The sequence below is a fragment of the Brevundimonas sp. Root1279 genome, from assembly GCF_001425945.1.
Lineage (GTDB): Bacteria > Pseudomonadota > Alphaproteobacteria > Caulobacterales > Caulobacteraceae > Brevundimonas.
The window spans coordinates 383444-401563 of sequence record NZ_LMEB01000005.1; the positions used below are offsets into that span (position 1 = coordinate 383444).

Sequence of the window (18120 nt, forward strand, 5' to 3'; positions counted from 1 at the left end):
CCTTAGCGGACCTGAGGCCGTTTGTCAGGCTCGCGCGTCGTCGAAGGCCTCAATGACCTGCGTGTTCGGTCCCGGGGACGGGCGGCTGGGCCACGCTCGCCTCGATCTGAACCGGCGGCGCCGAGGCGAAGGTCAGGGTCAGCGGCACGGTGTCGCCGGCCTTCAGCGGCTCCTTCACCCCCAGCAGCATGATGTGCCGATTGTTCGGCTCCAGCACGACGGCCTCGCCGGCCGGCAGGGCGAGGCCCTCGCGCAGCTCGTACATGACCATCATGTTGTTCTCCATCTTGCTCTCGTGGAGCTGCGCCCGGCCGGCGGCCTCCGAGCTGAGCGAGACCAGGCGGTCGTTCGTCGAGGCGGTCATCGTCAGATAGCAGCCGGTCACCTTCCGGCCCGGAGGCGTCGGCCGGCACAGGGCGCCGGTCACCTGCACCGTCGCGGCCTCGGCGCCGCCCGCGCTCTTGGCGCCGCCCTGGTTGCAGGCGGCCAGTCCGGCCAGAACGAAGGCCGAGGCCAGCAGGGGCAGGGTCTTCATGCGCAGTCCTTTCACGCAGAGGCAGGCCGGGGCCGCATCGCCGTCCTCACCACCCAGTCCAGCAGGAGGGCGACGAGCAGGCTCAACCCGGTGAGGGGATAGAGGATCGAGAAGGGAATGACGATTCCCAGAACCGCCGCCCGCACGCGCGGTCCCGGCGGGGCTACGGGGGCGCCGAGGCGTCCGTGAGGCCGCCGCGTCCACCACATGGCCAGGCCGCTCAGCGACAGCACCCAGATGGCGATGCAGCCGAGCAGCATGACGATCCGGTTGGCCTCGCCGTACTGCGTCCCCTGGTGGGTCGCCACGCCCCATTCGAAGGCCTTGGCGCCCCAGCCGAACTGGCCGTAGTCGATATCGCCACGGACCGCGCCGGTCACCCCGTCGACATAGAGGATGCGGGTGTCCTCCACCCGCTGCGGCTGGGTCGCCGCCGTCCAGGCCAGCCCGTCGCTCTTGGGCGCAGAGATCAGATAGGGCCGGGGCAGGCCGCGTGACTCGGGGGCCGCGACCACCTTGGCCAGGCTCGGCGTCCCCGGCGCGCCGTGCGCCATCGTCGCGTGCTCCATCGTCCAGCCCACGCCGGCCGGTTCGTCATGGTGCTCGGCGTGCGCCCAGCTCTCCGCCGCCGGGGCCGGCGGGCGTCCGATTCCGCTCTCGCGCATGACGTTCAGGATCTGGTCGCCCCACACCGCCGACCAGGGCATGCCGGTGAAGGCGAGGAAGAAGATCACCGCCCCGGCGTAGAGGCCGGTCACCGCATGGATGTCGCGCCACAGGCCGCGTCCGGCCCGGGCCCGCACGGTCAGCACCCCGGCCTCGCGCTTGCGGGGCCACCACAGGAACAGGCCGGTGGCGACCAGGATCATGGCCCAGCCGGCGACGATCTCGACGAGGATGTTGGCCCACGGGCCGGCGATGACCAGGGAGTGCAGCCGCTTGACCGTCTCCATCGGCCCGCCGCCCTCGGCCACGCCGGTCACTCGCGCGTCGTGCGGATCGACGAAGACGAAAGCCTGCCGCCCGTCCGCCCGCTCGACGGTGAAGCGCACGGCGCGATCGTCGCGCGCGGGCCTCAGCACATTGACCACCCGGCCCTCGCGGGCGGCCGCCGCGGCCCAGAGGTCGGGCGAAACCGTCTCCTTCTGAGCGCTGATCTCGGCGACCGGCCGATAGACCGCGTCCTCGATCTCGGCCCGGTACAGGTAGATTCCGCCGGTGAGCGACATCAGCATCAGCACGGGCAGGACGATCAGCCCGGCATAGAAATGCCAGCGCCAGACGGCGCGATAGGCGCCCGAGATCGGCGCGACGGCTCGCAGCTTGTCCATCAGTAGCTCACCCGCACGCCGACGTAGGCCGAGCGGCCCTCGCCGGGATAGAAGACCGCCGTCCCGGCGGTCCGCGCATCGGTGACCGCCGCGAACTCGCCGACGTAGCGCTCGTCGGTCAGGTTGCGCAGGTCGGCGTAGACCGCGACGCCCTCGCTCACGTCGAAGCCGGTGTTCAATCCCAGCAGGGCGTAGCTCGGCGCCTTCAGGGTGTTGGCGTAGTCGACCCAGACGTCCTGCGGACGCCATTCTACCGACGGACTGACGAAGGCTCCGCCGCGCCGCCAGGTCAGCTCGGCCCGGTACTGGCGCCGGGGAACCACCGGCAGGCGGTTGTCGCCCCAGCGCGGATCGTTCTCGAAGCGGAAGTCGCTGAAGGCGTATGTCTGGCGCAGCAACAGGTCGCCCCCCGTAAGCGACGGCAGCCGCCAGTCCAGCCCGGCCTCGATCCCCTGGTGCACGGTCCGACCGGCGTTGAAGGTCGCCGCCGGGATGTCCGGGCCGACGATGAAACTGAGGATCTCCCCCTCGATCTCGCTGCGATAGACGGCCAGGTCCCAGGCGAAGGCCCCGCGCCGCCCGCGCGTGCCGAGCTCGGCGGTCCAGGCGTCCTGCACCTCGACCGGGGTGAACCCCGCCAGCGGCGCCTGCACCAGCGCCCCATAGGCCGGCGGTTCGACCGAGCGGGTCAGGTTGGCGAACACCTGCGCCCCGTCCTCGGCCTCCCACAACAGGCCCAGGCGCGGCGCGAACCAGTCGTACGCGATGGCGTCGTCATTGGCCGGGTCGAGCCGGTCCGCGTAGTTGCGCGTCGCCCGTCCGAACGAACCTCCGGCGACCAGCGCCAGCTGCTCCGTCACGAACAGCCGGCCCTCGCCGAACACGTCCAGTCCGTCGGCCTGCTGATAGGCCTTGGCCGTCAGAGCTCCGCGCTGGCCGCCCACATTGACGTAGCGCAGGGCGTCCAGCCCCCCGTCGCGCCAACTGAAGCCGTAGAAGGCGTCGGCCTTCAGAGCCGCGACGGTCCCGGTCCAGTCGACGCGGGCGAAGGCGCCGCGGGTCTCGCTCTGCTGGTCCACGACCTGGAAGATCGGGTGATACAGCGCCTTGCCCCAGCCCCAGACCGCGCCCTCGAACAGGGTCTGATCGTCGAACCGCCAGCGCGTCTGCAGGGTCGCCCGCTTCAGCGTCTGGTCGCGGGCGTTGTCGTTGAGGATGTTGCTCGCCGGGGCCATGCGCGGCGTGGTCAGGGCCTGGTTCAGGGTCAGGGCGCCCGGCACGGACTGCTGGATGTCGGCCGCCTGGACGATCAGGCGCACCTCGCGGTCGTCGCCGAAGCTGTAACCGAGGTTGGCGGCGATGCGGGCCTGCGACTGGTCGCTCTGCGCCCGCCATCCGTCCGCCTCCATCGCCGTGAGCGCGACGAAGCCGTCCCAGTCGCCGCGCACGCCCCCGGCCTCGCCGTGCAGGCGGCGGAAGCCGTACGACCCGGCCTCGGCCTGCAGCCTCAGCTCGTCCTGCGCCGTCCGGCCGGTGGGCGTGACCAGATTGATCGCGCCGCCCAGCTGGGCCCCGCCGAAGCGTAGGGTGTTCGACCCCTTCCACACCTCGATATAGCGGGCGCCGAGCTGATCGACCCCCTGGAAGTCGGAGAAGCCGTCGGCGTCGGCGAAGGGTACGCCGTCCTGGGCCAGCAGCACGCCGCGCTGGTGGAAGCCCTGGGCGATGCCCGAGCCGCGGATCGAGAGGCGGCTCTCCTCGCCATAGCGTTTCTGCGCCATCACTCCGGGCACATTGCGCAGGCTGTCGGAGAAGCCCTGGGCGAAGCGGGTCTCATAGCTCTCGGCCGAGACCACGGCGACGGCGCCGGGCGTACGGGCCATCAGGGCGCGGGCGTCGGCGACGACCTGGGGATCTTCCGGATCGCGGCGACCGGTGACGATGACGCTGTCTAGCACGGCGGGGTCGTCGCTCGGCGCAGCAGGCTCATGGGCGAAGGCGGGCGCGGCCGAAGCCGCAAGCAGCAGCGCGCAGGGCGCTGCGAGGGTCCGAAGGGACATCAAATGGGTCCTGAAACAGAGAAGGGCGCCCGCCGCGCCGGTCGGCGGGCGGGGACATGCGCGCGAGGGCGCGGTTCTGCTTCAGGCGTGGGGCGGGGCGGTCGACGGCGGGCGCGGCGGCGCGCGGGCGGGCGGCGGTGGAGCCGCGGCCTGGGGAGTGTAGGCGATGGCCTCGGCCGAGGCGGGGGTGATGGTCGGCTCGGGCGTCGGCGGGGCGGGCAGGGCGGCCAGCAGCGGCATGACGCAGGCGGCGCATTTGGGCAGGTGGGTCTTGCCCGCCGGGCCGTCCATGTCGCCGCCCAGCTGGACCTCCATCGGCCCCTGGGCCGAGCAGATGATCAGCGGCTGGCCGGGCTGGACCGCGGCCAGGGCCGCGAACGGGAACAGGCTGCCGAGCGTGATCGCGAACACCGCGGCCAGGAAGGCCAGCGACTTCGAAAGCGACCAATTGTCGGCCCGGGCGTTCACGCCGCCCTCCTAGCCGGGCGCGGGCCGCTTGGGAACCGCGACCGTACGTCTCGGCTGGACTAGCCGCCGTTCCGCGCGTCCTGCGCCGCCTGGCGGGGGCTGAACTTGGGGGCCGGGGCCAGGCGCATGACCTCGGCCTGATAGCGGTCGTCGTCGCCGGCCAGGGCGAAGGGCAGGGCGTCGGCGCAGGCGTCCAGCATCGGCTGCAGCCAGGCCTGGTCGGCCTTGTGGAAGTCGCTCAGCACATGGCCGTGGACCAGCTGCGGCTCGCCCGGATGACCGATGCCCATGCGGGCGCGGCGGAAGTCGGCGCCCAGCTGGCTGATCAGGCTGCGCACGCCGTTCTGGCCGGCGGCGCCGCCGCCCAACTTCATGCGGAAGCGGCCCGGGGCCAGGTCGATCTCGTCATGGAAGACGATGACGTCGGCCGGTTGGACCTTGTAGAAGCGCGCCGCCTCGCCGACGGCCCGGCCGCTCTCGTTCATATAGGTCTGGGGCTTCATCAGCAGGACCTTGACCGGCCCCTTGACCGTGGTGACCTCGCCCTCGCGGATCACCGACTGGAATTTGGCGCGCTCCGGCCCGAACGACCAGCGGCGCGCGATCTCGTCGGCGGCCATGAAGCCGATGTTGTGGCGGTTGCCCTGGTATTTCGGACCCGGGTTGCCCAGGCCGGCGACGATGATCATGGCATGCTCCGGACAAGGAAACGGCCCCATCCGTAACCGGAAGGGGCCGCTCCAGATAACAGTCGATCGTAGGAGGCGTTAGCCTTCCGACGATTCGCCCTCGGCGGCGGCGTCTTCGCCTTCGGCCTGTTCGGTGGCCGGGACGTCCTCGGCAGCGGCCTCGGCGGCGGCGGCCTGTTCCTCGGCGATGGCTTCTTCGATCTCGTCAGCAGCCTTGGCGGCCGACGAGGCCTTGATCGAGGCGATCACGAAGTCGCGGTCGGTGATGGTCGGCTCGACCTCTTCCGTGCCCTTCAGGTCGGTCCAGCGGATGGTGTCGCCCAGCTTGTGGCCGGCCAGATCGACGATCAGGTCTTCCGGGATGTGGTCCGCGCGGACCTTCACTTCGACCGAGTGACGGACGATTTCCAGCGAGCCGCCCTGACGGAAGGCTTCGCACTGGTCCTGGTTGATGAAGTGCACCGGCACTTCGATCTTGATGGTCTGCTTTTCGTCGACGCGCATCAGGTCGAAGTGCAGCGGGCGGTCCGACACCGGGTCGAACTGCACGTCGCGGGCGATGACCGGCTGGGTTTCCTTGCCGTACTTCAGGGTCACCAGGTGGCCCAGGAGCTTGCCGGTGTAGAGGGACTTGCGGAAGTCCTTCTCGTTCACCGAAATGGCGACGGGGGCCTTGTCGCCGCCGTACAGGACGCCCGGGACCATGCCCGCACGACGCGCGGCGCGGGCGCCACCGGTGCCAACGCCGTCACGGACGTCGACGTTCAGAATGATCTCGGCCATCTGGCTCGCCTCAACAACAGAAGCGCCGCGCTGACATATACTGCCGCGCGGCGGGGTCCTCGAACCCTCGGAATTCAAGAGCGCGGGCTATTACACGCAGACGCCGCGGGACGCAACCGTCTCCGCGGCGTCTTGTGCTCCGCGATCAGCTTCGGCCGTTCAGTGCGGCCGTTGCGGTGGTCGAAGCGGCGGCCGCTCCAGCGGCGACCGACGTCTGCAGCGGCACCTCGCCCTCGCCCGGAGTCGCGTGCATCGGGACGGTCGGCGGGGCCGGGCGGACGTAGTTCGCCGTGCAGGTGGCCAGGTCACGCGCCACGTGGCGGCCGACGCAGAAGATGTCCTCATAGCTGGGGCGCGAGGCCGCCAGGCACTGGAAGAGCATCAGCTTGGACATGTTCAGGCAGAACTCGTTGGTCTGCTCGACGGTCAGGGCCTCGGTGTTGGCGCGGGCGTCCTCGCCGCCGGCCCCCAAGGCCGCCAGAGCCGCCAGGGCCAGCGAACGCACCACGGCGGGGGTGTAGGGCGGCGTGGCCTGCGCGGGAGCGACCTCGAGGCCGGCGCCGCTGTTGGCGGCGGCGAACAAGCGGGCCGATTCTTCGGCCGAGGGCAGCATCTGGTTGGCCGACAGGGTCTTGGTCGTCTGCAGGCGGACTTCGCGGTTCTGCACGTGGGCGACGGCCCAGCGGCGGCGCGGGTCCGAGCGGCCCTGGATGGTGTAGGCGTCCTGCTCGACCGCGTCGGCGATCAGCAGCATGGCGGCCGAGTCCTTGCCGATCGTTTCGACGATCAGGCCGGCGGCGGCGTCCGCCCCGGGCAGGGTGGCGGCGTAGGCTGGGTCGGCGATGATGCGCGCGATCACTTCCTGGCGGGTGGTCGGATCGGTCGCGAAGGTGCGGACGCCGTTGACGAACTCGGGCGACTGCAGAGCCAGGATCGAGCCGTACGCGATCATGCCGCGCGACAGCTGGGTCGGCTCATAGGCGGAGCCCTTGCGCAGGGCGGCCTGGATGGACTCGGCGTCCGGGAAGCCGCCCGGCGGGATGGTGCCGACGTCGCGCATGAAGGCGACGTAGATCGAGGCGGCCTGGGCCACGCCCTCGTTCATGCTCACGGCCGGCGGCGGCGGCGGCGGGGGTGGCGGCGGAGCAGGCTCCGGCTCCGGGGTGGCGCAACTGGCCAGAATGGCCGCGGCGGCAACGGCGGCGAGCGCCAGTCCCCTACGCACGTGAGCTTCAACCATGCATACCCCCAACGACCCGTGCGTCCGCTTTCAGACGCGAATGACGACCATCGCTTATATCGCGGCCAAAAGGGTTCGCCGAGCGTTAATCCAAGCGTAGCAATAAGATGCGTCGCGAGGGCGACATTTCCGTCAGCGTTCTGCGCCCGGTCCGGTGTTGAGCCGCTCGGTGATCGAACTGGCCGGCGAGGCGGGGCCCGGGGTCGGCGCGGGGGACTGGGCCGGAGTCTGCGCCGGGGTCACAGGCCGCGGCCGCGGCGTCGGGGTCTGGATGCGCGGCGCCGGCGGCGTGACGCGCGCCGGCGTCGGGGTCGGTGTCGGGGCCGGTTCGCTGCGGGCCGGCGGGTCCGGCGTGAACGGGGCAGGAGTGATCGACGGCGCCGGCACCACGTCCGAGACGGTTACGATCGCCGCGGGCATCGCCGCGCCGCGGGTGCAGGTGGCCAGGTCGCGCACGACGTGCCGCCCGACGCAGAACATGTCCTCATAGCTCGGTCGCGACGCGGCCAGGCACTGGAAGAGCATCAGTTTGGACAGGTTGAGGCAGCGCTCGCTGACGGCCTCGACCTGCAGGGCCTCGGTGTTGGCCCGGTCGCCCTCGCCGAGCGCAGCCAGAGCCGCAATGGCCAGGGCCCGTTCGATCACCGGCGGATAGGGCGGCCTGCGGCGCTGTCCTTCGCTGGACAGCTCGCGTCCGCCCTGAGCCGCCGCCAGCAGTTCGGCGGCTTCGGAGGCGGAGGGCAGCACGTCCTGCGCCGACAGGGCCTTGGTCCGGGCCAGCCGGCCCTCGCGGTCGAACACCTCGGCCACGCCCCAGCCGCGCCGCGGATCGTGCCGGGCCTGGACGGCGTAGGCGTCGTTCTCGACCGAGTTGGCGGCGCGACTCAGGGCGTCGATGTCCCGCTTCAGCATCGAGGTGACCAGCTGGGCCGCAGCGTCCGCGCCGTCGATGTACGAGGCCTGCCGGGGGTCGGCGATGATCTTGGCGACCAGCTCGCGGCGCGCATCCGGATTGAGCGTGTACTGCCGCACCCCGGCGACATACTCCGGCGACTGCAGGGCCAGGATCGAGGCGTAGGCCACCAGGCCGCGCGAAAGCTGTTCGGCATTGTAGGACGAGCCGCTGCGCAGGGCCGCCTGCACCGCTTCGGGGCTGTCGAAGCCGCCCTGCATGGCCGACATCTCGCGAGTGAAGGCGACATAGACCGCCGCGGCCTCGGCCACGCCCGCGTCCAGCCTCACCGGCGGGGGGGCAAGCGCGGCGGCCGCTTCGGCGGCGGCGCGTTCCGCGGCCGCCTGGGCCTGCAGCTCAGCCTGGGTGGTCCCGCAGCTGGCCAGCACGGCGGCGGCGACGATGGCGGCCACGGCGACGCCGCGGCGTTGGACAGCCGATCTCATACGAACTCCTCGGAATGCCGACGCCCCATCAACGCCGAACCGTAGGGCGCTAATACGGCGGGCCCGAAGGCGTTCCGCGAAAACTCAGTCGAACAGCTTGGAGACCGATTCTTCGTTGGCGATGCGGCGGATGGCCTCGCCGATGAGCGGAGCGACCGAGACGCTGCGGATCTTGGCGCAGTTCAGCACCTCGTGGGGCTGCTCGATCGAGTCGGTGATGACCAGCTCCTTCAGCGGGCCGTCCGTAACCCGCTGGACCGCCGGGCCCGAGAGCACGCCGTGGCTGATGTAGGCCGAAACCTCGGTCGCGCCCTTGTCGATCAGGGCCTGGGCGGCGTTGACCAGGGTGCCGCCCGAATCGACGATGTCGTCGAACAGGATGCAGCGACGGCCTTCGACGTCGCCGATGATGTTCATGACCTCGCTCTCGCCGGCCTTGGGGCGGCGCTTGTCGACGATGGCCAGGTCCGCATCCAGGCGCTTGGCCAGCGAGCGGGCGCGCACCACGCCGCCGACGTCGGGCGAGACGATCATCAGGTCGTCGCCGCGCGGATAGTGGTCCTTGATGTCCTGGGCCAGCACCGGGGTGGCCACCAGGTTATCGGTCGGAATGTCGAAGAAGCCCTGGATCTGGCCGGCGTGCAGATCCATCGTCAGGACCCGGTCGGCGCCGGCGCGGGTGATCAGGTTGGCCACCAGCTTGGCCGAGATCGGGGTGCGGCCGCCGGTCTTCCGGTCCTGACGGGCGTAGCCGAAGTAGGGCATCACCGCCGTGATCCGCTTGGCGGAAGCCCGCACCAGGGCGTCCGTCATGATCAACAGCTCCATCAGGTTGTCGTTCGCCGGATAGCTGGTCGACTGGATGATGAAGACGTCCTCGCCGCGGACGTTCTCCTCGATGACGGCGAACACCTCGTTGTCAGCGAATCGCTTGACCTGCGCCTTGGTCAAAGGGGTGTCCAGGTGATCGGCGATCGCCTGGGACAGGGTCCGGTTGGAGTTGCCAGAGAGCAGCTTCATGTCCGGTCATCCTTTCGCCGTCATCGCCCGGCTCATTCGCCGCCGTGGCGTTGGCGCGCTACATATCAGGGGACGGCGGGGCCACAAGGCGCTGAGCGTCTTTTTGAACGACTTCTTCTCGCATTGGCGTGGACTTGTCGGCTGGTGTAGAGATCGCGTCTCGTTCCCAGGGGGCGTCGGCGGGGGGCAAACCCGTCGGCATGTCATGTTGAGGTCGTCCTTGCTCGCTTCGAAGATTCGCACTGGCCTGATCCTGTCGGCCGTGGCCGTCTCAGCCCTGACGATGGCGGCGTGCGCCGGCCGCTCCGACCGGCCCCGCCTGGCTTACGAAGAGCGCCCGGTCGAGGCCCTGTACAACACCGGCTACCAGCGCCTGGAAAGCCAGCGCTGGGCCGACGCGATCGACTATTTCCAGGAGGTCGAGCGCCAGCATCCGTATTCGGAGTGGTCGCGCCGCGCGATCCTGATGCAGATCTACGCCCACTATCAGAACAACAACTACGCCGAGGCCATCGCCGCCTCGGACCGCTTCATCCAGCTGTTCCCGGGCAATCCCAGCGCGCCGTACGCTTTTTACATGAAGGCGCTGAGCAATTTCGAGCAGATCACCGACGTCGGCCGCGACCAGGGCTACGCCCAGGCGGCGCTCGACGGCCTGCGTGACGTGGTTCGCCGCTACCCCGGGACCACCTATGCCAGCGACGCCACGGTCAAGATCGACATGGTCAACGACCAGCTCGCCGGCAAGGAAATGGCGATCGGCCGCTACTACCAGCGCGCCGGCCAGCCGCTGGCGGCGCTGAACCGCTACAAGGCGGTGATCGACAACCAGGCCTATCAGCGCACCTCGCACACGCCTGAGGCCCTGTTCCGGCTCGTCGAGGTCAATCTGATGCTCGGCCTGAAGGAAGAGGCGACCCGCAACGGCGCCGTGCTCGGTCACAACTATCCGGGCAGCCCCTGGTACGCCGAGGCCTACGCCCTGCTGACTGAAGAAGGCCAGCGTCCCGACGTGGCGCCGAGCGGTGAGCGCGAGAGCTGGCTGCGCCGGATCATCCCGGGCTGACGTTTCCGATATGTTCCGCTAACCTCGGGCTTTACCCGGGGGGCGAACAGCCAGCATTCTCCGGCGTCGCCCGAGAGATCGATTCGTCTTGCCTCATCCTGATCACCGCGTTTCCGGTCCCTTGAGCCTCGGCGGAGCAGCCCCTTGCTGACCGCCCTGTCGATCCGCGACATCGTGCTGGTGGATGTGCTCGACCTCGACGTCGAGCACGGCCTGACCGTGCTGACCGGCGAGACCGGGGCCGGCAAGTCGATCATCCTGGACGCCCTCGGCCTGGCGCTGGGCGCGCGCGCCGACGCCGGCCTGGTCCGCGCCGGGGCCAAACAGGCCTCGGCCACCGCCGTCTTCACCGCCCCTGACGACGACGCCCTGATCGAGCTGATCGCCGAGCGGGGCTTCGAGGTCACGCCGGGCGAGGAGCTTATTCTGCGCCGGACCCTGACGGCCGACGGCCGCAGCCGCGGCTTCGTCAACGACCAGCCCGCCGGCGTGGCCGCCCTGCGCGAGATCGGACAGGCCCTGGTCGAGGTCCACGGCCAGCACGAGACCGTCGGCCTGCTCGACTGGAAGACCCACCGCGCCCTGCTCGACATCTACGGCGGCCTGCAGCCCCAGCTGGCGGGCGTCGCCGCCGCCGCCGAGACGCTGAAGACCGCCGAGCGCGCGGTCGCCGAGCTCAAGGCCGCCGCCGCCGATGCGGCCGCCCACGCCGAGGAGCTGGCCCTGAACCTCGCCGAGTTGGACGCGCTGGATCCGCGCCCTGACGAGGAAACCGAACTCGCCGGCGAGCGCGCCTTGCTGGGCGCGGCCGAAAAGGCCATCGCCGACCTGTCGGACGCCCGCCAGTCGCTGGGCGGAGACAAGCTGTCGCGCAATCTGTCGGCCGCCCTGCGCGCCGTCGAACACGCCCGCCAGCGCGCGACCCAGTCGGGCGCCGAGGCCGATCACCCGCTGATCATCCGGCTGACCGCCGCCGCCGAGGCCATCGACCGCACCCTGGTGGAGGCCGAGGAGGCCATCGCTTGCGTCGACTCAGCCGCCGACGCCTTCGACTTCGAGCCGGGCCGCCTCGACAAGACCGAGGAGCGGCTGTTCGCCCTGCGCGCCGCGGCCCGTAAGCTGAACACGTCCGTCGAGATGCTGCCGACCCTGCGCGAGCGCTTCCGCGAGCAGCTGCGCCTGATCGAGGACGGGGCCGACGCCATCACCGCCGCCGAACGCGCCGCCTCGGCCGCGCGCGAGTCCTATGACGTGGCGGCTATGCTGCTCACCTCGGCGCGCGAGGCCGCCGCCGATCGTCTGACCGCCGGGGTGATGGGCGAACTCGGCCCGCTCAAGCTGGACCGCGCCCGTTTCCGCGTGGCCTTCGAGCCGGTCCCCGACGGTCGTCGCGGCCCCCTCGGCGTCGAGACCGTGCGCTTCGAGATCGCCACCAACGCCGGGACGCCCTTCGGCCCGCTGGACGCCATCGCGTCCGGTGGGGAACTGGCCCGCTTCGCCCTGGCCATGAAGGCCGCCCTGGCCGGCCGCGAGGGCCTGCGCCAGCCGGTGATGATCTTCGATGAAGTCGACCAGGGCGTCGGAGGCGCCGTGGCCGAAGCGGTCGGCTCGCGCCTGCAACGGCTGTCCAACGGGGCCCAGGTCCTGGTCGTCACCCACAGCCCCCAGGTCGCGGCCCGCGGCCACGCCCACTGGAAGGTGCGCAAGGCGGATGCGAACGGCCTGACCATGACCACGGTCGACACGCTCGACGAACAGGCCCGCGGCGAGGAGATCGCTCGCATGCTATCCGGCGCGACGATCACAGACGAGGCCCGGGCCGCGGCGCGCGCCCTGATCGGCTGACCTCGCCACAAGGCTGGCGTGCCATCCGTGGCGCCTGGCCGCCGTTTCGCGCACCGGTCGGCGCCGCCAACCGTGGCGCCAACGTCATTCAGCTAGCGGGGCTCCTGGCGCTGCTAGACTCGTCCTGTCGTCCCACGCGTCAGACGCGCGCAAGGGCGCAGGTCTTTGAAATCACGAAACAGAATCCGCCGACGGTCGACTCGCCGTGGACCGTCCTGATGCTCGATCGGGCCGGTTCAGAGCTGCCGAGAACGCCGCCAGGGCGACGATCTCAGCGTCACGACAATTTCCTGCACTCGACCGTACCAAGTCTGGCGCCTAGGCGCCGAGGATCCAGCCTTCTTCCTGCTCGACCTGGGCGATCAGGGCCTCGTCGGCGGACTTGGGCGGACCGAAGGCCTTCGACAGGTCGCCGGTCTCGTCCAGCTTGGCGAGAGCCTCGGCGGTGACGCGGACCTGGGCCTGGTCCTTGTACTCGCCGGCCTCGGGCTTGGCGTTGAACATCGACGGCCAGACCTCGACCACCAGGGCGGACAGCGGCTCGACGTCATCCGTCTTCAGCTCGCGCCAGCCGGTCCCGAACGGCCAGACGGCGCCCGACGGGCCGAGGCTCTCGAGCAGGCGGCGCACGGCCGGAATGCCGACCAGCGTCTGCCCGCCGACCGCGCCGGCGCCGTGCATCTGCCAGACCGACTTCGGCTGCAGCTTCCCCTTGCGGACGGCGTTCTCGGTGGCCCGGAACTCGGGGATGTCGGCTCCCGAGCCCGCCGGGGGCTTGGTCGTGGTCAGCCAGCGCTGGGCCTGCGACGCCGGGGCGCCCCACATGGGCCAGGCCTGGTCGGTCATCAGCCGGTTCACCTTGGCCGCCACCTGGTAGCGGTTGTTGGTGTTGTCGGGCTTGTCGACGATGTTCGAGGCGATGAATTTCCACATCGCCTGCCACGGCGTCCCGTTCAGCTTCAGCCGCTCGGCGGTGCCTGCCGGGTAGCCGAAGTTGAAGTCGAAGCCGACCAGCACCCGGTCGCCGCGCTTGCGGTGATCCGCCAGCAGGGAGGCGAGCAGGGCTTCGCCCTCTGCGCGCGTGGCGACGTTGTGGGTCTCCGAGTACAGGCGGAAGCGCACGTCGCGCTTGGCCACGCCGATCCAGACCGATTGTTCGCCGAGTTTCTTGCCCTCGGCGGCGGTCCAGTCAGCGATGATGTAGGCGTCGAACAGACGGGCCACGGCGGGCGCTCCAGGGGTACTCGGGCAACAGGGATGCGGGCTTCTAGCGCCCCCCGACGGTTCCCGGAAGGGCGTCTCAGCCTTTCAGCAACGCTTCAAGGTGAGACAACCACCGGCGCCCGAGTCGCAGGGCCTCCCCCGGTGAACCGGTCTGGACCGGCAGGGTTGCATCCCACAGGGCCAGCTCGAACTCAGAGTGGCGAGCGTCGGCGAACATCAGGCGCAGGACGACCTGCTCGGCGTCGGGCGCATTGATGTCGAGAGACTTGCGCGCCTCGCCACGCCGCACCCGGGCGACCACGTGGCCGTCGACGATGATCTCGCCGCCGTCGATCTCCTCGTAGTCATAGACCAGGCCTGCGCCGCCGCGGTTCCACAGCACCGCGACCTGGGCCCCGTCGAAGTCCAGTCCCGCGGCCCGGCCCTCGGCCGGCGACAGCGCCTCGGCCTCAGGCGCGACGCCGAGCGACTTGGTCAGCACCCGCCGCATGCGCCGCGCGGGCTCCATCCACCAGGCCAGGATCAGCGCGGCCGTTGTCAGCGCCGCCACCGCCAGCGCCACGAGCAGGATGACCCGGAGCGCATCGGCCAAGGCCTCAGTCCTCCAGCTCGACGACCACCGGCACGTGGTCGGACGGCTTGTCCATGTCGCGGGCGTCGCGATGGGTCTCGACGCCGCGGAAGCGGTCGGCGGCCTGCGGCGACAGCAGGTGGAAGTCGATGCGGATGCCGTGGTCCCGCTGCCAGGCGCCGGCCTGGTAGTCCCAGAAGGTGTAGGTCCCCGGCGGCTGGTGGCCGAGCGGCCCGGCCTCGTACAGGCCGAGGTTCTGCAAGGCCCGGAAGGCGGCGCGGCTCTCGGGCTGAAACAGGGCGTCATTGACCCAGGCCGACGGGTTCCGGGCGTCTTCCGGCGTCGGTATGACGTTGTAGTCCCCGCACAGGGTGAAGGCTTCTTCCTGCGCCAGCAGCGTCCTGGCGTGGGCCTCGAGCCGGCTCATCCAGCCGAGCTTGTAGGCGAATTTCGGACTGTCGACCGGGTTGCCGTTGGGCAGGTAGAGGCAGCCCACCCGCACCGGCCGGGGGCACTCGATCAGGGCCTCGATGTAGCGGGAGTGGACGCCCTCGACCTCGACCCCGGACTCGTCCTCGCCGGGCAGGCCGCGCCGGACGTCGGACATCGGGAATTTCGAGAGCAGGGCGACGCCGTTGTAGGTCTTCTGCCCATGGACCTCGACATTGTAGCCGAGGCTTTCGAAGGCCTCGCGGGGGAATTTCTCGTCCAGGCATTTGATCTCCTGGAAGCCGACGACATCGGGGTTCGCCGCTTCCAGCCAGGCCAGCACGGTCGGCAGGCGGGCGTTGACGGAGTTCACGTTCCAGGTGGCGATGCGCATGGCCCCTGCTTACGGCGCGTCGCCCCGGTCTGTGAAGGGCAGGGGCTGAAACGAAAAACGCCCCGGGGCGGACCCCGGGGCGTCGATCGTCCGAAATGTCGGCCCGCCTATTGCTCGCTGGTCGCGGCGGCCGGGGCGAAGGTGCTCAGGGTGCAGCCGCCTCCGATATGCGCGGCGGCGGCGCAGGGGTGGACAAGCGAGGCGGTGAAGGTGTCGCGGTTGACGCGGACGAAGTAGCCGGAGTCAGGGGCGCACTTGACCTCATAGACCACGCGACCCTCGGCATCAGCGCCCACCTTGCGGGCCTGCTGAACCGAGCACGCCGCGGCTTCGGTGCCGGCCAGCACCGTCTTCCACGCCGTCAGATTTTCGTCCGGCGTGGTGTAGCGGCAGGCGGCGCCTTCCATGGCGCGGGCCCAGCACGGAGCCTTCGACCAGCCGGTGCTCTTCTGTTCGATCTGGAAGCCGTCGGCGCCGGCGCAGCCGACCTCATAGACGATGTTGCCTTCCAGTCGGCCGATAACGGACCCTTGGTCGACGGTGCAGTCGATGCCCGCGTCACGCGCATAGGCGGCGGTGACGGCGACAGCGTTCTGGTTGGCCGGCAGCGCGCATTGCTGGCCGACTTCGGCGGCCGGGTCGCGGGCGCGGTTGGCCTCAGCCTGACTGGCGAGCTCGAGGCAGTTGAAGGTCTGCGGCGGGGTCGAGTTCACGACCATATAGCCCGGACCGGCGGCGCAGGCCGCCTCGTACATCGAGCTTTGATCGGCCGTAACGCCAAGCAGATTGGCTTCGGTGACCTGGCAGGCGAGGCCCGCTGCGGTCAGAGCGGCCTGAGCGGCCGCCTTGTTTGCTTCCGGCGTCGGACCGGCCGGTTCACGGCGTTGCTGCCGCTGCCCACGACTCAGGCGTCCCGAGGAAGGGGATTCGCTCGGGATCGTGGCCCCAGTCGCGTCGGTCCGGGTCGGCTGCGTCGACTGGGCGAATACCGGCTGCGCCGCCAGCAGGGACAGCGCCATCGCGCCGCCGAGCAGCGCGACCAACTTTTTCTTGAACACAGTGAAACTCCGGAGGGATGCCGTTCGGCGAAATCCATGGATGGCGGTTGTGGCCGGGTCAAGGCGTCGGAGCGCTGGACGCGCCCGAGGGCTTGGGCCTATGGTCCCCATAGTTTTGATTGGAGACTGACTTGGCGGACGGCTCGGTTCTGGCGGAGGAAGGCCCCGGCGCGCGCTCGGAGCGTGGCCTTGAGTATCCCTTCGCCCGCGTTCCGGGGACCGGCGAAGCCGTTGAGGTCGCGCCGGGGGTGCTGTGGATGCGCGTGAGCCTTCCGCTCGCGCTGGACCACATCAATGTCTACGCGGTCGAGGACGGCGACGGCTGGGCCCTGGTCGACACCGGCCTCGGTCTGTCGGGGACCCGCGACGAGTGGGAGGCCTTGCTGGCAGGTCCGCTGGGCGGCCGCCCGGCGACGCGGGTGGTCTGCACCCATATGCATCCGGACCACATCGGCTTGGCGGGCTGGCTGTGCGAGCGGTTCTCCGTGCCGCTGGTGATGACCCGGCTGGAGTATGTCACCGCCCGGATGCTGTTAGCCGACAGCGGCCAGCCGGCGCCCGAGAGCGGCGCCGACTTCTACCGCGCCGCCGGCTGGGACGAGCCCCAGATCGCCCGGTACCGCCGCGACTTCGGCCAGTTCGGACGGGCCGTCGACGCCCTGCCGGCGGGCTATGTCCGGATGCGCGAGGGCGACCGGCTGTCGATCGGCGGCCAAGACTGGCGGATCGTCGTCGGCGAGGGCCACAGCCCGGAACACGCCTGCCTCTGGCGCGAGGCCGACGATGTGATCCTGGGCGGCGACCAGATCCTTCCGAAGATCTCCTCGAACGTCTCCGTCTGGCCGACTGAACCGGCGGCGGACCCGCTTGGCGACTGGCTCGTCTCGCTGGAGCGGATGAAGTCCATCCTGCCGGCGAACGCCCTTGTCCTGCCGTCGCACGGGGAGCCGTTCCGCGGCGTCCATACCCGCCTGGACGCCCTGATCCGCGGTCACGTCTCCTCACTCAAGCGCCTGGAACGTGCGCTGAAGACCCCAAAGCGAGCCGTCGACGTGTTCGGCAGCCTGTTCGCACGACCGGTCGGCGACGGTGTTCGCGGCATGGCCACGGGCGAGAGCCTGGCCCACCTGAACTACCTGCTCCGACAAGGCCGGGCGTCGTGCGACCGCGACGTGGACGGCGTCGACTGGTGGACGGCCACAGACACTTCACGAGAGACGGCATGACCGAGCACATAAAGACCGAACTGGCGGGCGGCGTCCTGACCGTCACCCTGGCCCGGCCGGAGAAGAAGAACGCCATCACCCAGGCGATGTACGCGGCGCTGTCAGATGCGACCGAACGCGCCCGGACCGACGACACGGTGCGCGTGCTGGTTTTCCAGGGCGAGGGCGACAGCTTCTCGGCCGGCAATGACATCGCCGACTTCATCGCCATCGGCTCGCAGACGAATGAGCCGCTGGACATGTCGGTGTTCCGCTTCCTCAAGGCGTTGGCCGAACTGGACAAGCCGGCGGTGGCCGCGGTGCGCGGCCGCGCGGTCGGCATCGGCCTGACCCTTCTGCTTCACTGCGACATGGTGGTGGTCGCCGAGGACGCCCTGCTGTCGGCGCCGTTCATCAATCTGGCCCTGGCCCCGGAGGCGGCATCCTCCTTCCTGCTGCCGCAAGCGCTCGGGCACCAGCGCGCGTTCGAGATCTTCGCGCTCGGCGAACCCATCGACGGCCGCACCGCCCAGGCCTGGGGCCTCGCGAACCGCGCGGTTGCGGCCGATCAGGTGGAGGCGCTCGCCGCCGAGCTGGCCGCCAAATTGGCCGCTCGTGCGCCGAACTCCATCCGCAAGACCAAGGGCCTGATGCGCGACGCCGAGCGGCTCTGGGCCCTCATGCAACGCGAGGGCGAGGCCTTCGGCAGCCAGATGAAGAGTCCTGAGGCCATGGAGGCCTTCATGGCCTTTACGCAAAGGCGCGCGCCCGATTTCTCGAAAGCCGGTTGATTCGTTCAGACGT

17 protein-coding genes are annotated in these 18120 nt (G+C 70.3%); 4 read left to right on the plus strand and 13 right to left on the minus strand.

Annotation, left to right across the window (positions count from 1 at the left end; genetic code table 11):
- Positions 1-49: 49 nt before the first annotated feature.
- The 9 genes from ASC65_RS07715 to ASC65_RS07755 all read right to left on the minus strand — a co-directional run bounded on the left by ASC65_RS07715 (position 50) and on the right by ASC65_RS07755 (position 9524).
- Positions 50-535, minus strand: a complete 486-nt coding sequence (locus ASC65_RS07715; RefSeq protein WP_056451323.1) for a copper chaperone PCu(A)C — start codon at positions 533-535, stop codon at positions 50-52.
- Between the two features lie 11 nt (positions 536-546).
- Entirely contained in the window at positions 547-1866 is a 1320-nt protein-coding gene (locus ASC65_RS07720; protein WP_056451325.1) for a PepSY-associated TM helix domain-containing protein, read from the minus strand.
- Positions 1866-3926 carry a TonB-dependent receptor family protein gene (locus ASC65_RS17710; RefSeq protein WP_056451327.1) on the minus strand — a complete coding sequence of 687 codons (2061 nt, stop codon included), beginning with the start codon at positions 3924-3926 and terminating at the stop codon, positions 1866-1868. The genes ASC65_RS07720 and ASC65_RS17710 overlap by 1 nt, the downstream gene beginning before the upstream one ends.
- An 81-nt stretch (positions 3927-4007) precedes the next feature.
- Positions 4008-4394: a DUF2946 family protein gene (locus tag ASC65_RS07730; protein WP_056451329.1), complete on the minus strand. Its 387-nt coding sequence runs from the start codon at positions 4392-4394 to the stop codon at positions 4008-4010.
- Between the two features lie 59 nt (positions 4395-4453).
- Complete coding sequence (pth, locus tag ASC65_RS07735) at positions 4454-5083, minus strand: aminoacyl-tRNA hydrolase (RefSeq protein ID WP_056451331.1); 630 nt, start codon at positions 5081-5083, stop codon at positions 4454-4456.
- Positions 5084-5161: 78 nt separating this feature from the next.
- Positions 5162-5866, minus strand: a complete 705-nt coding sequence (locus tag ASC65_RS07740) for a 50S ribosomal protein L25/general stress protein Ctc (protein WP_056451332.1) — start codon at positions 5864-5866, stop codon at positions 5162-5164.
- 145 nt (positions 5867-6011) lie between these two features.
- On the minus strand, positions 6012-7106 hold the full coding sequence (locus ASC65_RS07745; protein WP_082525925.1) for a hypothetical protein: 1095 nt from the start codon (positions 7104-7106) through the stop codon (positions 6012-6014).
- Positions 7107-7238: 132 nt separating this feature from the next.
- Positions 7239-8504: a hypothetical protein gene (locus ASC65_RS17715; protein WP_200939808.1), complete on the minus strand. Its 1266-nt coding sequence runs from the start codon at positions 8502-8504 to the stop codon at positions 7239-7241.
- An 84-nt stretch (positions 8505-8588) separates the two neighbouring features.
- Entirely contained in the window at positions 8589-9524 is a 936-nt protein-coding gene (locus ASC65_RS07755; protein WP_056451334.1) for a ribose-phosphate pyrophosphokinase, read from the minus strand.
- Between the two features lie 205 nt (positions 9525-9729).
- On the opposite strand from ASC65_RS07755, the gene ASC65_RS07760 reads away from it, so the two are divergent.
- Positions 9730-10590 (plus strand): outer membrane protein assembly factor BamD, encoded by an 861-nt coding sequence (locus ASC65_RS07760; protein WP_056451336.1) that lies wholly within the window; start codon positions 9730-9732, stop codon positions 10588-10590.
- A gap of 144 nt (positions 10591-10734) precedes the next feature.
- Positions 10735-12435 carry a DNA repair protein RecN gene (gene recN, locus ASC65_RS07765; RefSeq protein ID WP_056451338.1) on the plus strand — a complete coding sequence of 567 codons (1701 nt, stop codon included), beginning with the start codon at positions 10735-10737 and terminating at the stop codon, positions 12433-12435.
- A 318-nt stretch (positions 12436-12753) separates the two neighbouring features.
- On the opposite strand, the gene ASC65_RS07770 is transcribed toward recN, so the two are convergent.
- The 4 genes from ASC65_RS07770 to ASC65_RS07785 all read right to left on the minus strand — a co-directional run bounded on the left by ASC65_RS07770 (position 12754) and on the right by ASC65_RS07785 (position 16111).
- Positions 12754-13659, minus strand: a complete 906-nt coding sequence (locus ASC65_RS07770; RefSeq protein ID WP_056451340.1) for a hypothetical protein — start codon at positions 13657-13659, stop codon at positions 12754-12756.
- 76 nt (positions 13660-13735) lie between these two features.
- The gene (locus tag ASC65_RS07775) at positions 13736-14251 is read right to left on the minus strand and encodes a hypothetical protein (RefSeq protein WP_056451342.1); all 516 of its coding nucleotides are present in this window, start codon (positions 14249-14251) and stop codon (positions 13736-13738) included.
- A 4-nt stretch (positions 14252-14255) separates the two neighbouring features.
- Positions 14256-15053, minus strand: a complete 798-nt coding sequence (xth, locus tag ASC65_RS07780; protein ID WP_056451344.1) for an exodeoxyribonuclease III — start codon at positions 15051-15053, stop codon at positions 14256-14258.
- A 107-nt stretch (positions 15054-15160) separates the two neighbouring features.
- On the minus strand, positions 15161-16111 hold the full coding sequence (locus ASC65_RS07785) for a hypothetical protein (protein ID WP_056451345.1): 951 nt from the start codon (positions 16109-16111) through the stop codon (positions 15161-15163).
- 131 nt (positions 16112-16242) lie between these two features.
- Here ASC65_RS07785 and ASC65_RS07790 point away from each other — a divergent pair, with 131 nt between their 5' ends.
- Both ASC65_RS07790 and ASC65_RS07795 read left to right on the plus strand, forming a co-directional pair.
- Entirely contained in the window at positions 16243-17337 is a 1095-nt protein-coding gene (locus tag ASC65_RS07790; RefSeq protein WP_056451347.1) for an MBL fold metallo-hydrolase, read from the plus strand.
- Positions 17334-18107: an enoyl-CoA hydratase gene (locus tag ASC65_RS07795; protein WP_056451349.1), complete on the plus strand. Its 774-nt coding sequence runs from the start codon at positions 17334-17336 to the stop codon at positions 18105-18107. Before ASC65_RS07790 ends, ASC65_RS07795 begins: the two co-directional genes overlap by 4 nt.
- Positions 18108-18120: the final 13 nt, after the last annotated feature.

Excerpts from the sequence above, each read along its gene's own strand:
- ASC65_RS07795 (WP_056451349.1), top strand. The coding sequence starts at position 17,334 with ATGACCGAGCACATAAAGACCGAACTGGCGGGCGGCGTCCTGACCGTC.
- ASC65_RS17715 (WP_200939808.1), bottom strand. The coding sequence starts at position 8,504 with ATGAGATCGGCTGTCCAACGCCGCGGCGTCGCCGTGGCCGCCATCGTC.
- ASC65_RS17710 (WP_056451327.1), bottom strand. The coding sequence starts at position 3,926 with ATGTCCCTTCGGACCCTCGCAGCGCCCTGCGCGCTGCTGCTTGCGGCT.
- ASC65_RS07715 (WP_056451323.1), bottom strand. The coding sequence starts at position 535 with ATGAAGACCCTGCCCCTGCTGGCCTCGGCCTTCGTTCTGGCCGGACTG.
- ASC65_RS07745 (WP_082525925.1), bottom strand. The coding sequence starts at position 7,106 with ATGGTTGAAGCTCACGTGCGTAGGGGACTGGCGCTCGCCGCCGTTGCC.
- ASC65_RS07740 (WP_056451332.1), bottom strand. The coding sequence starts at position 5,866 with ATGGCCGAGATCATTCTGAACGTCGACGTCCGTGACGGCGTTGGCACC.
- pth (WP_056451331.1), bottom strand. The coding sequence starts at position 5,083 with ATGATCATCGTCGCCGGCCTGGGCAACCCGGGTCCGAAATACCAGGGC.
- ASC65_RS07755 (WP_056451334.1), bottom strand. The coding sequence starts at position 9,524 with ATGAAGCTGCTCTCTGGCAACTCCAACCGGACCCTGTCCCAGGCGATC.
- xth (WP_056451344.1), bottom strand. The coding sequence starts at position 15,053 with ATGCGCATCGCCACCTGGAACGTGAACTCCGTCAACGCCCGCCTGCCG.
- ASC65_RS07720 (WP_056451325.1), bottom strand. The coding sequence starts at position 1,866 with ATGGACAAGCTGCGAGCCGTCGCGCCGATCTCGGGCGCCTATCGCGCC.
- ASC65_RS07760 (WP_056451336.1), top strand. The coding sequence starts at position 9,730 with ATGTTGAGGTCGTCCTTGCTCGCTTCGAAGATTCGCACTGGCCTGATC.